Raw genomic sequence first — 20,491 nt, 5'->3', positions numbered from 1 at the left:
CGGTGAACCGTGCCGATGCCCACCGGCGTCCCGCGCTCCGCCAGACGACGCTGGATCTCGACCAGCGTGATGTCGCCCTGATCCGCCCAAAGGCCGAGGATGAAGTCCGCATGCGCCTCGATCCGGTGCGAGAGCTTGTCCCCACCCTGCGGTTTTGGGGCCGGGCTGCCCGTGGCCCGCGTCCGGGAGCACCAGCGGATCGCGGTCGACGGCGCGATCCCGAACCGGGACGCAGCGCCCCGGCAACTCATTCCCTCGTCCAGCACCGCCGCAACCACCCGACGGCGCAGATCCATCGAAAGCCCAAGACCCATGCAGGCTGGCCTCCATACCCAGCCAGCAGCATGAATCACAAAATCAGGCCCCTGGGAATCCCTAACGACTCCTGTCGCCCGGAAACCGCTCTAAGGTCGCGTTGGCGTCACCTTTGCCGGGCTGATGTCACCGTGAGCCCCTGCCTGGAAATCAATGTCCGGCTGGCCGGGGCCAGGCCGGAGCCAGGCCGGGATGGAATCTCGCCAGGGGAACGGGACAAGCGGCTCTGTCCGCTGTTGGCGCTGCGAAGCCTGCCTCCTTCCCATGACCGGGGACCCCATGCCCGACACCGCAGCCCCCACCCGCCTGACCGCTGTGCGCCCGCCGGTGCCCGAGGGACAGACGCTGACCTTGACCATCAATGGCGTCGACCGGGCCGTGACCATGCCGCCCTGGACCACGCTCCTGGATGCGCTGCGGCAGCACCTGGATCTGACGGGAACCAAGAAGGGCTGCGACCATGGGCAGTGCGGGGCCTGCACCGTGCTGGTGGACGGCAAGCGCATCAATGCCTGCCTGACCCTGGCGGTGATGCAGCAGGGGCGGGCGATCACCACCATCGAGGGGCTGGCCTCCGGGGCGGACCTGCATCCGCTGCAACAGGCCTTCATCGACCATGATGCCTTCCAGTGCGGCTACTGCACGCCGGGACAGATCTGTTCCGCCATCGGCCTGATGAACGAAGGCACGGCGCGGACACCCGACGAGATCCGGGAACTGATGAGCGGCAACATCTGCCGGTGCGGGGCCTATCCCAACATCGTCGATGCCATCCGCACCGTCATGGCCGCGCAAGCCGGCGGGGAGCAACAGCCATGAGGAGCTTCAGCTACAGCCGCGCCGACAGCGTGGATCAGGCGCTGCTCGGCATTGCCGCCAATGGTCACGGGCCTGCGGGCACCGCCGCCGCCGTCCGTTTCATCGCCGGAGGCACCAATCTGCTGGACCTCATGAAGGCCGATGTGCTGCGGCCATCCGCCCTGGTCGATATCAACCCCTTGCCGCTCGCCCGTATCGAGGACGGGCCGGATGGGGGGCTGCGCCTGGGCGCCCTGGTGACCAATGCCGATACGGCATATGATGACCGTGTCCAGGCCCGCTATCCCCTGGTCAGCCGGGCCATCCTGGCCGGGGCCTCCCCGCAGCTGCGCAACATGGCCAGCAATGGCGGCAACCTGCTGCAACGGACGCGCTGCTATTACTTCTATGACACGGCCACGCCCTGCAACAAGCGGACCCCTGGGTCCGGGTGCGCGGCCCTGACCGGGGTCAACCGCATCCACGCCATCCTGGGGGCGAGCGAACACTGCATCGCCGTCCATCCGTCCGACTTCTGCGTGGCCCTGGCCGCCTTGGACGCGGTGGTGCAGGTCAGGGGCTCGGATGGGGAACGCTCGATCCCGTTCGCCGATGTCCACCGCCTGCCCGGTGATACGCCCCACATCGACACCTGCCTGAACGCGGATGAGATCATCACCGCCATTGATCTGCCCCGACAGGGCTTCGCCCGGCACTTCACCTACCTCAAGGCGCGGGACCGGACATCCTATGCCTTTGCCCTGGTTTCCGCCGCGGTGGGGCTGGAGATCGAGGCCGGCACGGTGCGAACGGCCCGGGTTGCGCTGGGCGGTGTCGCCCACAAGCCCTGGCGCGACCCGGCGGCCGAAGCCCTGCTGGTCGGCAAGCCCCCGACGGCGGAGACCTTCGCCGCGGTGGCGGACGTCCTGCTCCAGGGGGCTCGCGGCTACGGCCACAACGACTTCAAGATCGAACTGGCCCGGCGGGTGGTGGTGCGGGCCTTGCGCGATGCAGCCGAACGGGAGCCGTCATGATCGCCTTTCCCTCCTTCCCCGACAGGCTGGAAACCCCGGGCGGACAGATCGGCCGTCCCGTCAACCGCGTGGACGGGCGCCTGAAGGTGACCGGCGCCGCCAGATATGCCGCGGAGCACACGGCCCCCGATCTGGCGCACGGCTACATCGTGTCCAGCGCCATCGCCAAGGGACGCATCACCCGCATCGACACCAGCGCCGCCCTGGCGCTGCCGGGGGTCCTGGCTGTCTTCACCCATGAGAACCGGCCCGACCTGGCCTGGTTCGACCGCAAATGGAAGGACGAGGATTCGCCCAAGGGCTCCCCCTTCCGCCCGCTTTACGACGCGACCATCAGCCATTCATTCCAACCCGTGGCACTGGTGGTGGCCGAGAGTTTCGAACTGGCCCGCTATGCCGCCCGGCTGGTCAAGGTGGATTACGCGGCCGAACCGCACCAGACCGACCTTGCCGCCGTCCATCGTGATGCCTTTGCCCCCAGCAAGGACAAGGGCGGCTTCCAGCCGCCGCCCAGGCCGCGGGGCGATGCCGACCGCGCGTTGGTGGAGGCGGAGGTGACCGTCGACTGCCACTACAGCCAGCCCGCCGAGTACCACAACCCCATGGAGATGCACGCCTCCACCGTTCTCTACAACGACGACGGCACGCTGACGATCCATGACAAGATCCAGGGCGCCAGCAACAGCCAGACCTATGTCTGCAACGTCTTCAACCTGCCGAAATCGGCCGTGCGGGTCTGTTCGCCCTTTGTCGGCGGCGCCTTTGGATCGGGTCTGCGGCCGCAGCACCAGCTGTTCATGGCGGTTCTGGCCGCCACGCAGCTGAAGCGGTCAGTGCGGGTGGAGCTGTCGCGGCCGCAGATGTTCAGCTTCGGCCACCGGCCCCGATCCCTGCAGCGGGTGGCGCTGGGCGCCCACCGCGACGGCCGCCTGCGGACGCTGATCCATGAGGCCGTGCAGGAGACCTCCCAGTTCGAGAATTATGTGGAGATCGTCGTCAACTGGTCGGGGCAGCAGTACAAGGCGGACACTACGCGGCTGGACTACAGGCTGGCCCGGCTGGACGTCTACACGCCGCTGGACCAGCGGGCGCCGGGGGCGGCGACCGGCGTCAATGCCATCGAGATGGCCATGGACGAGCTGGCCTATGCGCTGGAGATGGACCCCATCGCCCTGCGGCTGAAGAACCATACCGACATCGATCCCAACACCGGTCGCCCCTTCTCCAGCAAGGAGCTGCGGGCCTGCTTCGCCCAGGGGGCGGAGCGCTTCGGCTGGTCACGGCGCAATCCGGTGCCGCGCTCCATGCGCCAGGGCCGCGACCTTGTCGGCTGGGGCGTGGCCGCCGGTGTCTGGGACGCCATGCAGGGACAGGCGGAAGCCCGGGCCGTGCTGGGCCTCGACGGCAGCCTGATGGTGGCCAGCGCCACGGCCGACATCGGCACCGGCACCTATACCGTCATGTCGCAGATCGCCGCCGATGTTCTGGGCCTGCCGCTGGAACAGGTCCGCTTCAGGCTGGGCGATTCCGCCCTACCCACGGCCCCGATCGAGGGCGGGTCCTGGACCGTGTCCAGCGTGGGATCGGCGGTCAAGGCGGTCTGCGACAAGGTCCGTGACCGGCTGGCCCGGGCAGCGCTGACGCTGGAGGGGCGGCCCTTCGGCACGGCCACAGCCGACGACCTGCTGTTCACGGACGGCTGCATCCAGTCCCGCATCGATCCCGCCCAGCGCCTGCCATTGACCGAGGTGATGCGCGAAGCCGGCCTGTTCGCCATCGAGGAGACGGCGCGGTCCCTGCCCTACCTGCTGCAGCGGGCCCGGCACACGCTGGGCACCCATTCCGCCATCTTTGCCGAGGTGCGGGTGGATGCGGATCTGGGCACCGTCCGGGTCAGCCGCATCGTCAGCGCCGTGGCCGCCGGGCGCATCATCAATCCGAAGACCGCGGGCAGCCAGATCCTGGGCGCCGCCGTCTGGGGCATCGGCATGGCCCTGGAGGAGGAGGCCCTGACCGACCATCGGCTGGGACGGGTGATGAACCATGACCTGGCCGAGTACCATGTGCCGGTCAATCCCGACGTCGGGACCATCGACGTGATCTTCGTCGACGAAGAGGACAGGGTGGTCAACCCGCTGGGCGCCAAGGGCGTGGGCGAGATCGGCATCGTCGGCGTGGCCGCGGCCATCGGCAATGCCATCTTCCATGCCACCGGGGTGCGGGTGCGCGAGCTGCCCTTCACCGTGGACAAGATCCTGGCGGCCGGCGGCCCGTGAACCGGCATCCGCCGGCCCCGGTCAGGGGATCTGGCGCAGGGCGGCCAGTCCCGCCTCGGCGATGCGGAGGGTCCGGGTGTCGTCCTGGCCATACGCTTGGCCCTCGGGCCGGTTCTGCCGGGCCGCCGCGCGGGCCCGTTCGAGCATGGCCTTGAGTTCCCGGGCCAGTTGCCGTGCATCCTCCAGCAGGGTGTCCCGCGAGCGCACAGGCGATGAGATGGCTTCGCGCGCGCCCAGCGGCCGGGGGCCTCCGTCGTCATGCCCCTCTGCCTGCTGGCCTGACGGCTGCTCTGCCGGCCCGGCGGCGGCTGTGGCCGGGGCCGTGGTTTCCTGCGCCGTCCCGTCCTCCACGCCGGCCACGGTGTCGGCCTCGACGACAGGGAGTGAGGGCGGCGGCATGGTGGCCGCAGCGTCGGTGCTGTCGGCCAATGGCTGGTCGGCCGTCGCCTCGGCCGCAGCCGCGCTTCCTCCCGCACCCCCGGTCGTGGTTACGGTCGCTGACCCGGTCATGGTCTGCGGCCCGGTCGCCGCCGGAACGCCGGCATCGCCGCCACCGGCGGACCGCACCGCTGCCGCCAGATCCCGGGCCAGCCGGGCCGCCATGCGCGCCATGGTCTTGGCGTCCAGGCCCATCATCCGCAGGCTGCGCAGCTGCTCCTTGATCTGCTCAATCCGCTTCTGGGCCGCGGCCTTGCGGGTCTGTGCCGGATCGGCCCGGTTGCGGTACATCTGCTGCAACACTTCCATCGCCTTGGCCTGTGACTCGCGGCGTTCCGCCCAGAGGCCCGGCGCGGTCCGGCCTGAAGCGTCATAGAGGCCGAGCGGGCCAGACTCCACAGCACCGGTCGGCGACGCCGTCGGAGCCGAACCGGTCTCCGCCGCCGCCACAGGGGCAGACCGCACCGGGGACGTCCGCAGCGACGAGGGCAGCAACGGCATAAGTCTGGTGGACAGAACGGACATGATGGTCATGCTCCAGCAGCCGGGTTCATCCCGGCCCATCATACGCGGACAACAACCTGCCGACGATAGCCCGCTGCGGTTTACGCACCGTAAAACGGCGGATGCGTCAGGTCAGCAGGACCGCGGCCCCGGCCCCCAGCGCGGCGATGCTGGCGCCTCCCACATAGGCACCGATGCCGCGGCCACCAACCCAGGCGGCGATGACGGCCTTGGAGAGGGTGTTGACGGCCACGGCGGTGGCGATGGCCTGGGCCGCCAGCACCGCCAGGGTGCCGTCGGCCATGCGGGCCATGGAGATGGTGACGGCATCCACGTCGGCGATGCCGGAGGCCGCCGCCACCAGCAGCACGCCGCTATTACCGACCCAGTCGCGCACGGCCTGCGCCGCCAGCAGGACTAGGGCGATGAATCCGGCCAGCTTCAGGGCCGTCGCCAGATCCAGCGGGTTGGAGATGGCCAGATCCGGCTGTTCCTGCCGGGTGTTGCGGGCCAGCAGGGCCAAGCTGGCCACGGCCTGCACCAGCGCCGCAACGGCCAGGGCCGGCAGCAGGGCGCCGGCGAGAGCGGGATTGAGCAGCAGGGCCACCGCCCCCACCCGCAGCACCATGACCACACCGGCCAGCAGGATGCCGGCGGCCAGCAGGCGGGCGGAGTCCGGATGCTGCCGCCCCAGCCGCGCCAGAGTCAGGGTGGTGGCGGTGGAGGAGGCCAGTCCCCCGGCCAGCGCTGCCATGACCACGCCCAACCGCTCCCCGAACAGCCGCACCGCCACATAGCCACCGAAGGAGATGGCGGCGATGAGGATGGCCAGCAGCCAGATCTCCGCCGGGTTGAGACTGTCCCAGGGATCGACGGTGCGGTTCGGCAGCACCGGCAGCAGCAGGAACGTCATGGCCAGCAGGATCAGGACGGCCCGGATCTCCTCCCAGCGCAGGGTGCGCAGCCATTGGTGCAGCGGCTCGCGCATGGCCAGCAGGCCGGTCATAGCCACCGCCCCGGCCACCGCCACCCGCTGGTCGCCCAGCAGGGCGTAGGCGCCCAGCAGGAAGGTGCAGAGACCGGCCACCACAGCGGTCACGCTGCGGGACTGGCCCGCCCGCGCCTCCAGCAGGTGGAAAGCGGTGAAGGCAATGGCAAAGCCGAGGAAGGCGAAGCCCAGCAGCCCGACCTGGGTCAGCGCGGTCAGCGCTCCTGCGACGCCGCCCAGTAGACCGGTCAGGGCGAAGGTGCGCAGACCGGCGATGCGCTGGCCTTCCACCTCGTCGCGGCTGCGCCAGCCCCGCTCCAGCCCGACCAGCAGACCGATGGCCAGGGCAACGCTGAGGCGCATGAGAAGGGACAGTTCATCCATCCCCCGTTTTTGCCGGCCAGGATGCGATTTGAAAAGAGGGAACTGCAGAGACCCGAAGTAGGGCGACCGGAGCAGGTCAGCGGATGGCGGCCGGCGTCTGTACCGGCCTCACGCCGCCGAAAGGGCGCAGGCCCGGACCAATGGATTCAAGGCCAGCCTGTCACCATCGCGCTCAAGCATCGACTTTCCATGCAGCCGGCCCAACCAGCCTCCGCCGCCTCCGACGCGGGCCAGGGCCAGGCCGGCTTCACGGGCGGTGAACGCACCCGGCAGCGCCGACAGCGCGGCCAGCGCACTCCGCTCCTCCGGTGTCAGCAATCCCAGAGACCAGCCCATGGCGGCGCCCACCGACTGATGGCGGGCCGGCCCGGGCCGGCGCAGCCCCGGCAGGGCGCGCACCGGGTCGCGGCAGGCCTCGGCCGTTGCCGCCAGTCCCAACAGCCCGGCGGCCCGCGCCGCGAGTTCCACCCCCAGCGGCAGCCCACCCAGATCGCGGCAGATGCTGGCAATGGCGGGAGCCGCCGTCTCGTCGCCCTGGAAATCCAACCCTGCGGCGGCGGCCGTTTCCAGGAACAGGCTGGTGGCGGCTGCCGGGGCTCCCGCGGCGGGAACCGGCAGCGGCGACAGGCGCACGCAGAAGGCGTGCAGCCGCCGATGGGCCAGATGGGACGTGACCAGGACGGCCGCCTGCGGACAGGCCTCCAGCAGGCGGGGCACCAGCGTCAGCGCCCCCTCCCCCAGCAACTCCACCCCGTCCAGCAGCAGCAGGCAGGCGCGCTGGCCGACAGCATCGATCAGGGTTGCGACCGGACTGCCCTGTATTCCTCCGCTCGCCCCCAACCGGCTGTTGATCCGGATGGCGAGCGCCTCGGCATCGGTCAGGGTGACGCCGCTGAGGGGCACCAGCCATTGGCCGGCGGGAAAATCATCCGCCAACTGACGGGCGGCGCTGCAGGCCAGCCGTGTCTTGCCCGTTCCCGAAAGGCCGGTGATGACCAGCAGACGGTCGCGCCGCAGCCGCCGCACGGCATTGGCCAGCTCGGTCTCCCGTCCCGACAGGGCCAGCAGCGTGTGCGGGATGTTCCCTGGCGTCGTCGTCAGCGCCGGTGACGCCAGCCGGTATCCACGGCCATGCACGGTCAGGATCACCGAGCCGTCGCTGTCGCCGATGGCGGCCCGCAGGCCGGAGACCTGCACGGCGACATTGGCCGGATCGACGATCTGGCCGGGCCAGACCCGGTCCAGAAGCTGCGCGGCGGAGACATCCTGGCCGGCATGGTCCGCCAGCACCGACAGCAGTGCCCGGGCCCGCCGGCCCAGCGGCACCACCGAGCCGCTGCGGCAGGTCAGGGTTCCGCTGCCCCGGCGGAAGATATAGGCGCCGACGGCCAGATCGGGCTGCCGCGCATCCTGTGCGGTCTGTCCAGTGTCGGTCCACATGCGCGCCTCCGCCAGCAGGACACCGGTTCCCGCCGAGGACGGCGCCCCGGCGGGAACCGGCAGAGTAGCCTCAGGCCCTGGCAAACGCCAGGAGGTCTGCGCTTAGCTGCTCCTTATGCGTATCGGTCACCCCATGGGGACCGCCCGCATAGACCTTCAGTTCAGCATGGGGAACCAGGCGGGCCACGGCGCGGCCGGCAGCGTCGATCGGCACGACCTGATCGGCATCGCCATGGATCACCAGGGTCGGCAGCCCTTCGAACGCTTTCAAATCCTCGGTGAAATCGGTTTCCGAGAAGGCCTTGATGCAGTCATAGGTGGCCTTGTGGCTGGCCATCATGCCTTGCATCCAGAAGCTGTCCATCATGCCCTGCGATGGCTTGGCATCGGGCCGGTTGAAGCCGAAGAAGGGACCCGCGGCGATATCCTTGTACAGCTGCGAGCGGTCGGCCAGACTGGCGGCGCGCAGCCCGTCGAAGACGTCCTTGGGCGTGCCGGCCGGGTTTGCATCCGTCTTCAGCATCAGCGGCGGCACGGCACCGACCAGCGCCACTTTCGACACGCGGGCACGGCCATGGCGGGCGATGTAGCGGGTCACCTCGCCGCCACCGGTGGAAAAGCCGACCAGCACGGCGTCGCGCAGATCCAGCGTTTCCATCAGTTGGGCCAGATCATCGGCATAGGTGTCCATGTCATGGCCCTGCCAGGGCTGACTGGAACGGCCATGGCCGCGCCGGTCATGGGCCACGGCCCGCAGACCGTTGCTGGCCAGATGGAACATCTGGGCCTCCCAGCTGTCCGAATTCAGCGGCCAGCCGTGGCTGAACACCACGGGGCGGCCACTGCCCCAATCCTTGTAATAGATCTGTGTGCCGTCATCGGTGATGATCGTGCCCATGTGTCCGCTCCGGTTTCTGCGTTGGCGTCGGGGTGCCGATCGTCGGTGCCGCGCCGGCACCGGAAAAGATCGACGAGGGAACTATTCGGACGAAAACCGGAATTATGCGTGTTAAAAGACATAAAATCGCACCCGGACCAGGGGCTATCCGCCTACCTCTAACGGTTTGATTATTTGTGTGGATGGATGTCTTTGCGATCGGACAGCCGTTTTCTGTTGGATGCCGCCCGCCGCCGCCTGTTGCGGGATGGAACCCCCGTGCCCCTGGGTGACCGCGCCTTCGATCTGCTGCTGAGCCTGGCTGCGGCGGACGGGCGTGCCGTCACAGTGGAGGATCTGACAGACCGGGTCTGGCCGGGCCTGACGGTCGGAGCCGGGAATTTGCGTGTCCAGGTGCGGGCGCTGCGCCGCGTCCTTGGCAATGACGCGGTGGAGAATGTGCCCGGCATCGGCTATCGCCTGGCCTTGTCCCTGGACCGGACCGGTCGCACTCCCCTGCCCGCAGCCGATGACCTGCTGGGGCGAAGCCGGGATATGGCCCGTCTGGACGAGCTTCTGGACCACTCGCGGCTGGTCAGCATCATCGGCCCCGGTGGCGTGGGCAAAACGGCACTGGCTCTGGCAGCCCTGGCGACCAGAGCCGGACAGGACGGGGTGCGTGTGGCCCATGTGGAACTGGCACCGGTACGGCAACCGGGACTGGTGGCAGTGGCGACGGCGGCAGTCCTGGCGGCCAAGCTGCTGGGACCGGACATCATTGCCGCCATCCAGACCGCCCTGGCGGATCAGCCGACGCTGCTGTTGCTCGATAATGCCGAGCATCTGCTGGATGAGGTCGGGGACTTCGCCGAGGGCCTGCTGGGTGCCTGCCCCGGCGTGCGGCTGCTGCTGACCAGCCGGGAGCCGCTGAACATCAGCGGGGAGCTGCTGTTGCATCTCTGCCCGCTGGACTGTCCGCCCGACGGACCGCTGTCCGCGGCGGAGATTCGCCGCTATCCCGCGGTACAGCTGGTGCTGCACCGCCATGCCTTGGGTGGCTGGCTGTCACTGCCCGACGAGGATCTGCCGGCCCTCGCTCGCCTGTGCCGGCAGCTGGACGGACTGCCGCTGGCCCTGGTTCTGCTGGCGGCACAGTTGCGCGACTGCGGGGTGGAGGCTGCGGCACAGGCTTTGGACGGGCGGTTCCAGGATCTTCCCCTGCCCGATACCGTCGAGTACCACCATGGCAGCCTGTCACGGATGTTGGACTGGAGCCTCGACCTGTTGCCAGAGGCGGACCGGCTGCTGCTGGGCCGCCTGACCGTCTTTTCCGGCCTCTGGCAGGTCCAGGCGGCGGCGCAGGTCTGCGGCGGCCCGCCCCTCGATCCGGCAACCGTTCCCGGCCTGGTGGCGGGTCTGGTGGCCCGCTCGTTGATCGCCGGACCGGTGCAGACCCAGCAGTCCGGTCTGCGCATGCTGGAAACCATCCGCCAGTACATGACCGCCCGCAGCCACACCCGCCTGGAACAGGAGGATCTGCAGCGTCGGCTGGTTCGCTGGCTGACGGTCCGGCTGCGGGAAATCCGGTCCACCATGGCCAGCACGGGGTCCATTGATCCACGGACCATTCCGGACCTTGCCGATATCTTCGCTGCCACGGATTGGGCACTGCGCGGGGGTGACGTGACCGGCGGGCAGATCCTGGCCATCGATGCCCTGAAGACGCTCTGCCGTGACGCCCTTTACCCCCAGGCGGCCCGGATCCTGATCCAGGCCCGCGACGGCGGCGGCGATGCGACACCTCGCGCCGTGCGTGCCATGCTGGATCTGCTGCTGCATGGGGAGGCGATCCCCATCCGCCTGCCGTTCCATGCCGATCGGCCCCGCTTCACACGGAACGAGTTGGATCCCATCCTGGCAGTCCTGCGCCAGACCCCGGACCTTCCGGTCACCTGGCAGATCGATGCCCTGACGACAGCCGGCTGGCTGAAGCATTATGCCGGCGATTTCGACGGGCGGCATTCCCTCTGGATGGACGGTGTTGCCGTGGCCGAACGCAGCGGCTTCTGGCATGATCAGGCCTCGATAGTCTCTCTGCTGGGCTGGACCAGCGCAGGCCAGGGAGATTTCGTCCAGGCCCGGGCCTATTTCGTCCAGGCCCAGGCTTTGGCGGAGCAGCATGGATTGCGGCGCAAGCTGCTGCTGCTCCGCTACGCCGATATGGAATTCATGGCTGGCGAGCTTGACCGGGCCATCGCCATCACCCGGGATGCGATCGCCTTGGATGAACAGGCTGTGCCCGCGCTGATGCAGACGCTGCATGCCAACCTCGCCTCGTATCTTCTGCTGGCCGACCGGACGCAGGAGGCTGTGCCCCAGGCGCTGGCGGCCTTGCGCCTCACCCTTCGCCACCAATATGCCTATGCCCATGCCTGGACCCTGGAGCGCGGCGCCCTGCTGGCCTTGCGGCTGGGACACCGCGATCTCGCCCTGTCCCTGGCCTGCCTTGGTCAGGCCCTGGTCCCGGCCAATGATCTCAGCCGCAGCGGCCCCGAACTGGCCATCCATACTCTGCTGGCCGGGACCCTGGGCGAATTGCATCCGGCCATCGACCAGCCATCCGTCGATGCCGTCTTGACCCGGCTGGCCGATGTCTATGAAGCCGCGATGGAGAGGGCACCCTCATTGTGAAGTGAAGCGTGCTTTTGCTTCACACACGCCCTTGGCTCCTACCCTTGTCTCCATGACATCCCCGGCAGACAGGCGACCGAACCCTCGACCGCTCAGACGACGCTGTACGCTTCAACTCCGCGCCAGAAGGGCACCGAGCCGCCGATACAGGCTGTCCAGCTGCGCCCGCTGTATCGTGGTCAAGGGCGCTGCCTGATCTTCCAGGAGCGTCAGGCTGCGCTCGACCCGAACCACATCCAGGAAGACCTTGCCCACCCGATCGCCATCCCGGGTCTCGGCCGGTCGGCGCGCCTGTTTCGGTTGGCGGGCTTCCCGCAGGGCCTTGACCGAGCCGCCGCGGCGAACCAGCTCCATCAACATGGCCCGTTCCGCCGGGTCCTCGGCCAGCGCCAGTTCGATCATGGCATTGCGGCTGAGGTGCAACGTTGCACATTCCTCCAGCACCGCGTCCGGCAGGGTCAGCAGCTTCAGCGCCCGGTTGACCTGGGTCCGGCTCCACCCAACAGCCGCCGCGGCGGCCTCCTGGGTGTAGCCGTGGCTGTCCATCAGGGCTTGCAGCCCCCTAGCCTCTTCCGCCGGTGACAGATCGACCCGCTGCAGATTCTCGACCAGGGCGATTTCGGCGGCATCGCCGGTGCTGACGATGGCATTGACCCGGTCCCAGCCCAGCAGTTGCACCGCACGCCAGCGCCGCTCGCCGGCCACAAGATCATAGTCGCCCCGCGCCCCGGCCTTCGCCCGGACGATGATGGGCTGCAACAGCCCCTGCCGGTTGATGCTGTCCGCCAGCTCACGCAGAGCCTGGGCATCGAAGTGGCGGCGCGGCTGGTCCGGGCGCGGATGCACATGGGCCAGTTCCACCTGGATCAGGCGGGGGAAGTCGCGCTTCAACAGCGACGGATCGCCCTGTTCCGCCACATCATCCATGGCCCGCTCGAACGCGGCATTACCCTTGCGCAGCTTCATCGGCGATCTCCCGGGCGATCTGCATATAGGCTTGCACCGGATGATCCGCCGGCAACACGTCCACAGCGATCAGGCCGTTGTAACTGGCCTGGTTCAGGCCGGTGCTCATGCGGATGGCCGGAAACACACGGCCCAGCCCGCTTTCCGGCGTGAAGCGCCGGCCCAGATCCGACAACACTTCTCGATCAACCGTTTGCCGTTCCGTGAACATGGTGGGCACCACGCCCAGCACCTCCAGGTCATGGTTGGTGAAGCGCCGAACACGGCTGATGGTTTTCAGCAGCAGCGGAATACCCAGCAGATCCACCGGCCGCGTCGCCACGGGGATGATGACCTGATCGGCAGCGTTCAGGGCATTGATGGTCATGCTGCCCAGGTTTGGCGGTGTATCGATCAGGATCCAGTCGTAATCCTGCCGGACTTCGGCCAATGCTGCGCGGAGCCGTGTTTCCCGTCCGACGATTCCCGCGGCGGCATCGAAATCGGCCAGGGCCACACCGGACGGCAGCACATCGAATGTCTTCAGCCGGATGATGGTGTCACGGATTGGCCGGTCTTCCACCAGCACGGCATAAAGGGTGGCATTGGCCTGCTCCAGTTGGATGATATCGCATCCGACCATGGAGGTGGCGCTGCCCTGCGGATCGGCATCCACCAGCAGCACCCGGAATCCAAGCCGGGCGAAGCAGGCGGCGAGGTTGACTGCCGACGCCGATTTGCCGACGCCGCCCTTCTGGTTGCTGCAGGCGACCACACGCGCTTGTGCATTGGTTCCGCCTTGCATGAACCGGCTGACGGCTTCCGGAATCGGTTCCTTGCCGCTTTCCCAGCGGCTTATCCGGGCTTTGTCATAGGCACGGTCAAACCGTTCATTGAGAAGGCTGGCCAGTTGGTCCTGCGTCAGTTCCCGTTTGCGGCGGAATGCCTTCAAAACGTCGCCGTCCATGGCCCCCTCGTTCGGTCGTCCGAAAAAGATAGAGCATGGCGTCTTGGGGCTGTCAATAAAGTTGACGATACTGCGTCAACCATGACGTCACCTGTCGTGTCTGTGCAACGTTGCACAACGATCGGCTGGCCCGTGTCGAGGGAACGGTCGCCTGCTGCATTCCGAGCGAAGGATACGGTGTTATCGCCTATGTTGACATTCATCGAGGGAACGGTCGCTTGATCGAGCATGGCGACCTTGATTGAGAAAATCTCCCCGTCGGCCCGCGAATGAGCTGACCTTTTCTGCTCTGTGCTTTCCACGCACATTGTCCGGGAAGCCCGTCTTTTCACTGCCGCTGTCGTTTGGTCCTGGCCGGTTGCAGCGAGGCGTGAGCTGTCCTGGCCGTCTAGACCAGTCGTGATTCTGGTTAAAAAGTTAAGGTGTTAAAGGGTTACGGGCTGGAATCCAACAGCCTTTTCAGCGACTTATGATCGGGTTGGGCGACTGATCCCTCGCAGATAGGCGTCTGATCCCTCGATTTCTGGCGACGGTTCCCTCGGCTCCAAGCGACTGTTTCCCCGACTTCGTTTTTCCTGGCGACCGTTCCCTCGGAGTGCATTTCCCCGAGTCCTGACCTGTTTCGGCCTCTGGCGATCATTCCCACGGTGGAAGGCGACCATTCCCTCGCTGCTGGTGGTCCCATTGCAGGGCTTGTACGGCACATTACGAGTCCGCGTCTGATTCGTGACAGCGATTTGGCGATCGTTTCCTCGACACAGGTCTTTCGCCGCCACGGACGGCCTTGAAAATTCATCTGTATAACAATGGGTTCTGGATGATTTGGCGACCATTCCCTCGAAACCGTCGCTTGACCATTGGAATAAGCGACCATTCCCTCGACTCCGGGCCGAACTTTCCCGGGAAGGGACGTCTTGTGCCGATTGGCGACCCATCCCTCGAGTCTGTCTCAGGAATCTTCGAGGGATGGGTCGCTTGTTCCAAGATCTGGGTGACAGAATTGCCTTGGATACCACATGCTGCTGATCCCCTCCGGCCATGGATCGGTCGGTGCCATCCATGGCCGCTCTTGGACCGTGGGAACGGTCGCCTGTCAGCGGGAGCGTGAATGGACGGTGAGGGCAGGGGGCCTGACCCGACGAGGGATTGGTCGCTTACGACGGAGGAAGTCATGGTCGCCAAGCAGCAGATCTTGCCGGGCCTCGACAGTCCGCTGCGCGGATCGATCAAGAATGAACGCAGCGTCATGGCCTATTCCTTCTTCAGCCTGTCGAAGGAACCGAAGACGGAGCTGGAACCCTATGACGACGGCAATGTCCGTATCGAGGTCAAGGGCACCAAGGCCGGCGTCGCCACCGTCTACGACAAGGAACTGCTGATCTACGCCGCTTCGCTGATCGTGGACAAGGCCAATCGCGGCGAGCGCATCAGCCCGAAGATCACCTTCGCCGCCAACGACTTCTTCCGCGTCATCCATATCCAGAGCGCCGGCACCGCCTATGAGCGTGTCACCGGGGCGCTGGAGCGGCTGCAGGGCACCCAGATCAAGACCTCGATCGAGACGGGCGGGGAGGGGACGGACAGCTGGTTCAGCTGGCTGAAGGATGCCCGCGCCAATTACCGCAAGGATCCCCGCACCGGTGAGCGTGTGCTGCAATCGGTGACGCTGGAGATCTGCGACTGGCTTTACCGCGCCATCGAGCGCGACAACAAGATGCTGACCTACCACCCCGACTATTTCGAGCTGGGGGTGCTGGAAAAGCGCCTGTACGAGCTAGCCCGTGCCCATTGCGGGCATCAGCCGGGCTTCCGCATCGGGTTGGAGAAGCTGCGCCGCCGCGTCGGCAGCGAGATGCAGCTGAAGGATTTCCGCATCCGCCTGTCCCGGATCGCCGAGAAGCAGAAACCGCTGCCGGAATACGCCTTCAAGCTGGAGGACCGCTCGGTCCTGCGCCCGGGGGCCGAGAAGAAGCCGCGCCAGCGCATGAAGCTGGAGAATGTGCTGGTGGTGTTCTGGCGTCTGGACCGCTGGCGCGACTACAGCCTGGAACGCTTCCCCGACGTGGACGATCTGGAAGACTGATCCGCCCCCACGGCGAGGGTCCCGACGTCGGGACTTCGGCCGGTCATGTCCAGCAGATTCAGACGACGCGCTGCCCGGCAACCCAGGTGCCGCGTACCCGCAGATCGGTATCCAGCAGCACCAGATCGGCCTGGGCGCCGGGGGCGATTCGGCCGATCCGCGTCTCCAGGCCGAGATAGCGGGCCGGATACAGGCTGGCCATGCGCAGCGCCCGCTCCAATGGCAATCCCAACAGGCCGATGGCGTTGCGCATAGCCGCGGCCATATCGATATCGGCGCCGGCCAGCACGCCATCCGCGGTCACCAGCCGCCCGTCGCGGCGATAAATGGTGCGGCCATGCAGCTCGAAGCTGGTGGCATCGGTGCCTGTGGGCGGCATGGCGTCGGTGACCAGGAACAGCCGATCCTCGGGCTTCAGGGCAAGGGCGGTGCGCAGCAGCGCCGGATGCACATGCACACCGTCGGCGATGATGCCGCAGGCTGTCGCCGGGTCGGTCATGGCTGCCAGGGTGATGCCAGGCTCGCGGTTGGCGATGGGCGGCATGGCGTTGAACAGGTGGGTGAAGCCCGCCAGACCGGCGGCGATGGCCTGGAGCGTGCGGGCATGGCTGGCGGCGGAATGGGCGCCGGCCACCACCAGCCCGGCAGCGGCAAGGCGGGCGATGTCGCTGTCGGCTACCACCTCCGGCGCCAGCGACAGCAGCACCCGGCCGCTGGGGAACCGGGCGGGCAGGGTGCAGAGAAAGGCCAGATCGGCGTCCGTGGGCGTGCGCACATAGGCTTCGGTATGCACACCGCGCCGCTCGCGGCTGATGAACGGGCCTTCCAGATGCAGGCCGGCGATGCCGCTGCCGGGCCGGGCGGCCGCCTCCGCCGCTGCGTCGGCGGCCCGGCGCATGCCTTCGGCGCTGTCGGTGATGAAGGTGGGAAGCAGCGCCGTGGTGCCGAAGCGGCGATGGGCGGCGGCAATGGCCAGGACACCCTCCAGGGTCGGCGTCTGGTTGAACAGCACGCCGCCGCCACCATTGACCTGGGTGTCCAGGAAGCCGGGCGCCAACAGCCCATGCTCGGGCAGCGGCACCATCGTGACACCGGCCGGGGCCTCATCCGCCGGCACCAGGGCGGTGATATCCCCATCCTCCAGCAGGACCCCGTAATCCTCCCGCATGTCCGTGCCGGTGAAGATCCGGCACCCCGTCAGGAACTGTCGCATCCATGGCCTCCGCGGCCGGCCGGTCCATCGCTGACCACACCGTCCCATACCGGAATCACACGTCATCACAAGTGGTTAAGGTCCCTGCGGTTCGATGCGGGACACGGGTACGACCCTAGCACGCCGGCAGTGGCCGGGCCAGACGCAGGGCGCCGTCCAGCGCATCGCCCCGTGGCGCGACCAGTGCCGCCTGGGCGGATTCCGGAAGCCAGGGCCGCAGCGGCCCGGCCAGCCCGCCCATCAGGCTGACGCCCGGCGCCCCCAGGGCACATAGCCGGGCCACCATGGCGGCCAGATCCCGGGCCGCCTGCCGCAGGATGGCCGCCGCAACACCATCGCCCTGACCGGCCAGATCCAGCACCAGTGGGGCCAGGGCGCCGTAATCACCCGGCGTGGCCTTGGCCGACCAGTCCACCACGGCCACCGGCCCGCGTCCCGGCCCTGCGTCCAACCGTGTCAGCACTGCCGCGGTCAGCGGGCTTGCCGGGGTCAGTCCGTCATGGGCCAGCAGGGCCATGCGCACCGCCTCCCGCCCGATCCAGGCGCCACTGCCCTGGTCGGACAGGGTCAGGCCATAGCCGCCGATGGCGTGGCCGCGCCCCTGGATGATGGCATAGCCCTGGCTTCCGGTGCCGGCGATGAGGATGGCGCCGTCGGCCCCACCCGCAGCGCCAAGGCAGGCGGTGTGGGCATCGCTGGCCACGGCGATGGCGCCGAATCCCACCGGGACCGTTGTCAGCAACGGGTCCGAATCCGCGGGGGCGACGATGCCCGCCAGTCCGAAGCCGGCGCGGAGCCGGGGCAGGGCGCTCCGGTCCAGCCCGGCGGCGGCGAGGGCCGCATCGGTGGCCGCCAGGATGCCGGCCCAGGCCACGGCCGGTCCCAGGCGGATATTGGCCGGCCCGCCCACCCCTTCCCCCAGGATGTGCCCCTGCGCATCGGTCAGGCGGGCGCGGCAGCGCGTGCCGCCACCATCGATGCCGAGGTATAGGGGCAGGGCGGGATCGATGCGCATCGGGGAAACCCAGTTCCGTTTCAATCTTGAACTGCAAGGCACGCCACCAGGCTGGGGCCTTCCTCCGTATCGAGATACACCGGGAAGACTCCGGGTTGGCAGCAGAAAATCATGGACATGCGTAGTTGGAAGCGTGTTCACCGTGGCCGGCACCGGTGTTCAGCCGGCGCAAGGCACCCTTCCTGAAACGGCACTGTTCGGATGCATCGCCAACCCGCACTCGATAGGACCGGAAGATGCTTCCGCCTGCCGGTCCGGTACAGTAGGGAGCTCCCGACGCAGGGATGGGGTTGCTGAGTGGCCAATCAGTCCGTGAAGATCGATCCGGTATCCGGGCCGCAGTCCCGCGCCCTGCCGCTGCTGTTCCTGCTGGCCTCGCTGCTGTCGCAATATGTGGGCGCAGCCTCGGCCAAATCCCTGTTCCCGCAGGTGGGGGCGGAGGGGGTGACGGCGCTGCGCGTCGGCATCGCCGCCATCCTGCTGATGCTGGTCTGGCGTCCCTGGCGGTCGCCGCCCGCGGCCGGGGCCTGGCGGACGCTGGTGGTCTATGGCCTGACTCTGGGGCTGATGAACCTGTCGATCTACCGGGCCATGCAGCTGATCCCCATCGGCATCGCCATCGCCATCGAGGTGACTGGGCCGCTGGCCGTGGCGCTGTTGGGATCGCGGCGGCTGCGGGACTTCGTCTGGATCGCCTGCGCCATGCTGGGGCTGTCGCTGCTGCTGCCCATCGGTGAGGCCGGATCGGCGCTGGATCCGCGCGGCGTGGCCTTCGCCGTGGCCGCGGCCGTGTGTTGGGCGCTCTACATCATCTTCGGCAAGCGGGCCGCGTCCCTGCCGGGCGGACAGGCGGTGGCCTGGGGCATGCTGGTGGCGGCCAGCTTCACCGTGCCCGTCGGTCTCGCCCATGCCGGGACAGCCCTGTTCGCGCCGGGGGTGCTGCTGGTCGGTCTGGCCGTGGCCGTGCTGTCCAGCATGGCCCCCTATTCGCTGGAGATGCTGGCGCTGAAACGCCTGCCCGGCCCCGTGTTCGGCGTCATCGTCAGCGCTTCGCCCGCCGTGGCCGCGGTCATCGGCTTCCTGATGCTGGGGGAGCGGTTGAGCCCGCTGCAATGGCTGGCCATCGCCCTGGTCATGCTGGCCTCGGCCGGCAGTGCCCTGACACGCCGCGCCCAGCCTTGAGATCGCGGCGGGCTGACACCGTGGGGCAGGGGGGAAGGGGATAGGGCCGGAGGGGCTTTATCCCAGCAGGCCGGCCAGGGGCAGGGCGTCCAGCAGGACCCCGGCCTCCACCGATCCCAGCTCCGCCGGCACGATCAGCAGCGCGTCGGCGGCGGCCATGGCCGATTGCTGCGCCGAGCTGCCATGGCCCAGCCGGTCGGCCACGGGCACCCCGTCGTCCGCCTGACGCAGTGCCACGCTGACATACTCCTCCCGACCCGGCTGGTGCCGGATCGGACCGCCGGTGCGCACGCGCAGCCGGGCTGGGGGCGCATGGGGGCTGCCGGCCAGGGCCCGCAGCAGCGGCAGGCCCACCAGCGCCAGTGTCACCAGCACGGCATTGGGATTGCCCGGCAGGCCCAGGAACAGGGGGCGCCGGCCATCACCTCCCGGCAGATGGCCCACGGCCAGCGGTTTGCCCGGCTTGATGGCCAGGCGCCAATGGTCGATCTCGCCGCCCACCGCCACCAGGGCGGTGCGCACATGGTCCTCGTCACCCACCGATACCCCGCCGGAGGTCACCAGCGCGTCGCAGCCGGCGGCCGAGCGCAGCGCCGCCTTCACCTGCTCCGGGTCGTCGGCCACGGTGGGCAGATCCACCACCTCGAACCCCGCGCTCTCCAGCAGTCCGGCGATCAGGAAGCGGTTGGAATTGTGGATGGCGCCGGGGCGCAGCGCCTGACCCGGTTCCACCAGCTCGCTGCCGGTGGACAGCACCGCCACCCGCAGCCGGCGACAGACCGGCACGGTGGACAGCCCCAGCGTGGCGGCCGCGGCCAGATGGCGCGGGTCCAGACGTGTGCCGGCCGGCACGGCCACGGCGCCGGCCTCCATATCGTCGCCGGGCAAACGGACATTGGCGCCCGCCGCCGGGATCTTGCGCACATGCACCATGCCGGCCTGTTCCCGGCAATCCTCCTGCATCACCACCCGATCACAATCGGGGGGCAGGGCGGCGCCTGTGAGGATGCGGACCAGTCCCGGACCATCCGGCAGGTCCAGGCCGCTGTCGCCGGCCGCCACCCGTCCGCGCAGCGGCAGCATCAGCTCGCCCGCCCCGTCCGGCACATCGCCAGGACGCAGGGCATAGCCGTCCATGGCCGAGCGGCGGAAGTCCGGCACTGGACGGGTGGCCACCAGATCTACGGCCAGAACCCGGCCGCGGGCCGCCCGCAACGGCACCGCCTCGCGCTCCAGCACCGGCTGCATGCGCGGCAACAAGGTCGACAGCAGGCCGGCGATGGTCCGGTCCCGGCTGTCAGGGCCGCAGCAGCCGCAGGCGTCGGGCGATGGCATGAGGTG

General features: G+C 68.4%; 16 protein-coding genes. 6 read left to right on the top strand and 10 right to left on the bottom strand.

Going from position 1 to position 20,491, the window contains the following annotated elements; all coding sequences use genetic code 11:
- A partial coding sequence (locus DK368_RS17880; protein ID WP_205028281.1) for a helix-turn-helix domain-containing protein occupies positions 1-296 on the bottom strand: 296 nt, incomplete at its 3' end.
- 298 nt (positions 297-594) lie between these two features.
- Between DK368_RS17880 and DK368_RS17875 the strand changes: the two genes are divergently transcribed.
- The 3 genes from DK368_RS17875 to DK368_RS17865 are packed head-to-tail and all read left to right on the top strand — an operon-like array spanning position 595 to position 4,423.
- On the top strand, positions 595-1,134 hold the full coding sequence (locus DK368_RS17875; RefSeq protein ID WP_205028279.1) for a (2Fe-2S)-binding protein: 540 nt from the start codon (positions 595-597) through the stop codon (positions 1,132-1,134).
- Positions 1,131-2,147, top strand: a complete 1,017-nt coding sequence (locus tag DK368_RS17870; protein ID WP_114395336.1) for an FAD binding domain-containing protein — start codon at positions 1,131-1,133, stop codon at positions 2,145-2,147. Before DK368_RS17875 ends, DK368_RS17870 begins: the two co-directional genes overlap by 4 nt.
- Positions 2,144-4,423, top strand: a complete 2,280-nt coding sequence (locus DK368_RS17865) for a xanthine dehydrogenase family protein molybdopterin-binding subunit (protein WP_114395335.1) — start codon at positions 2,144-2,146, stop codon at positions 4,421-4,423. The genes DK368_RS17870 and DK368_RS17865 overlap by 4 nt, the downstream gene beginning before the upstream one ends.
- A gap of 21 nt (positions 4,424-4,444) precedes the next feature.
- Here DK368_RS17865 and DK368_RS17860 read toward each other — a convergent pair whose 3' ends face one another.
- The 4 genes from DK368_RS17860 to DK368_RS17845 form a co-directional block, all read right to left on the bottom strand.
- Positions 4,445-5,326 (bottom strand): hypothetical protein, encoded by an 882-nt coding sequence (locus tag DK368_RS17860; RefSeq protein ID WP_155524628.1) that lies wholly within the window; start codon positions 5,324-5,326, stop codon positions 4,445-4,447.
- Between the two features lie 166 nt (positions 5,327-5,492).
- Positions 5,493-6,737: an MgtC/SapB family protein gene (locus DK368_RS17855; RefSeq protein ID WP_114395333.1), complete on the bottom strand. Its 1,245-nt coding sequence runs from the start codon at positions 6,735-6,737 to the stop codon at positions 5,493-5,495.
- Positions 6,738-6,845: 108 nt separating this feature from the next.
- Positions 6,846-8,177: a winged helix-turn-helix domain-containing protein gene (locus tag DK368_RS17850; RefSeq protein ID WP_114395332.1), complete on the bottom strand. Its 1,332-nt coding sequence runs from the start codon at positions 8,175-8,177 to the stop codon at positions 6,846-6,848.
- A 70-nt stretch (positions 8,178-8,247) separates the two neighbouring features.
- On the bottom strand, positions 8,248-9,075 hold the full coding sequence (locus DK368_RS17845) for an alpha/beta fold hydrolase (RefSeq protein ID WP_114395331.1): 828 nt from the start codon (positions 9,073-9,075) through the stop codon (positions 8,248-8,250).
- A gap of 186 nt (positions 9,076-9,261) precedes the next feature.
- Between DK368_RS17845 and DK368_RS17840 the strand changes: the two genes are divergently transcribed.
- Positions 9,262-11,745 (top strand): ATP-binding protein, encoded by a 2,484-nt coding sequence (locus DK368_RS17840; protein WP_114395330.1) that lies wholly within the window; start codon positions 9,262-9,264, stop codon positions 11,743-11,745.
- Between the two features lie 111 nt (positions 11,746-11,856).
- Here DK368_RS17840 and DK368_RS17835 read toward each other — a convergent pair whose 3' ends face one another.
- Positions 11,857-12,711, bottom strand: a complete 855-nt coding sequence (locus DK368_RS17835) for a ParB/RepB/Spo0J family partition protein (protein WP_114395329.1) — start codon at positions 12,709-12,711, stop codon at positions 11,857-11,859.
- On the bottom strand, positions 12,692-13,657 hold the full coding sequence (locus DK368_RS17830; RefSeq protein WP_114395328.1) for an AAA family ATPase: 966 nt from the start codon (positions 13,655-13,657) through the stop codon (positions 12,692-12,694). Before DK368_RS17830 ends, DK368_RS17835 begins: the two co-directional genes overlap by 20 nt.
- 1,171 nt (positions 13,658-14,828) lie before the next feature.
- Here DK368_RS17830 and DK368_RS17825 point away from each other — a divergent pair.
- On the top strand, positions 14,829-15,740 hold the full coding sequence (locus DK368_RS17825) for a replication initiator protein A (RefSeq protein ID WP_114395327.1): 912 nt from the start codon (positions 14,829-14,831) through the stop codon (positions 15,738-15,740).
- 58 nt (positions 15,741-15,798) lie between these two features.
- Here DK368_RS17825 and nagA read toward each other — a convergent pair whose 3' ends face one another.
- Positions 15,799-16,953, bottom strand: a complete 1,155-nt coding sequence (gene nagA / locus DK368_RS17820) for an N-acetylglucosamine-6-phosphate deacetylase (protein ID WP_114395326.1) — start codon at positions 16,951-16,953, stop codon at positions 15,799-15,801.
- A gap of 115 nt (positions 16,954-17,068) precedes the next feature.
- Entirely contained in the window at positions 17,069-17,968 is a 900-nt protein-coding gene (locus DK368_RS17815) for a glucosamine kinase nucleotide-binding domain-containing protein (RefSeq protein ID WP_114395325.1), read from the bottom strand.
- A 297-nt stretch (positions 17,969-18,265) separates the two neighbouring features.
- On the opposite strand from DK368_RS17815, the gene DK368_RS17810 reads away from it, so the two are divergent.
- Positions 18,266-19,150, top strand: coding sequence for an EamA family transporter (locus DK368_RS17810; protein ID WP_240002554.1), 885 nt, complete (start codon positions 18,266-18,268; stop codon positions 19,148-19,150).
- Between the two features lie 57 nt (positions 19,151-19,207).
- Here the strand turns inward: DK368_RS17810 and DK368_RS17805 are convergent, their stop codons facing one another.
- Positions 19,208-20,485, bottom strand: coding sequence for a molybdopterin molybdotransferase MoeA (locus DK368_RS17805; RefSeq protein WP_114395324.1), 1,278 nt, complete (start codon positions 20,483-20,485; stop codon positions 19,208-19,210).
- Positions 20,486-20,491: the final 6 nt, after the last annotated feature.

Origin of the sequence: Oleisolibacter albus (genome assembly GCF_003336875.1) — a bacterium.
GTDB classification, from domain to species: Bacteria; Pseudomonadota; Alphaproteobacteria; order Azospirillales; family Azospirillaceae; genus Niveispirillum; species Niveispirillum album.
The sequence above is the reverse complement of the archived record's forward strand: the minus strand, read 5'-3'. Positions and strand labels throughout refer to the sequence as shown.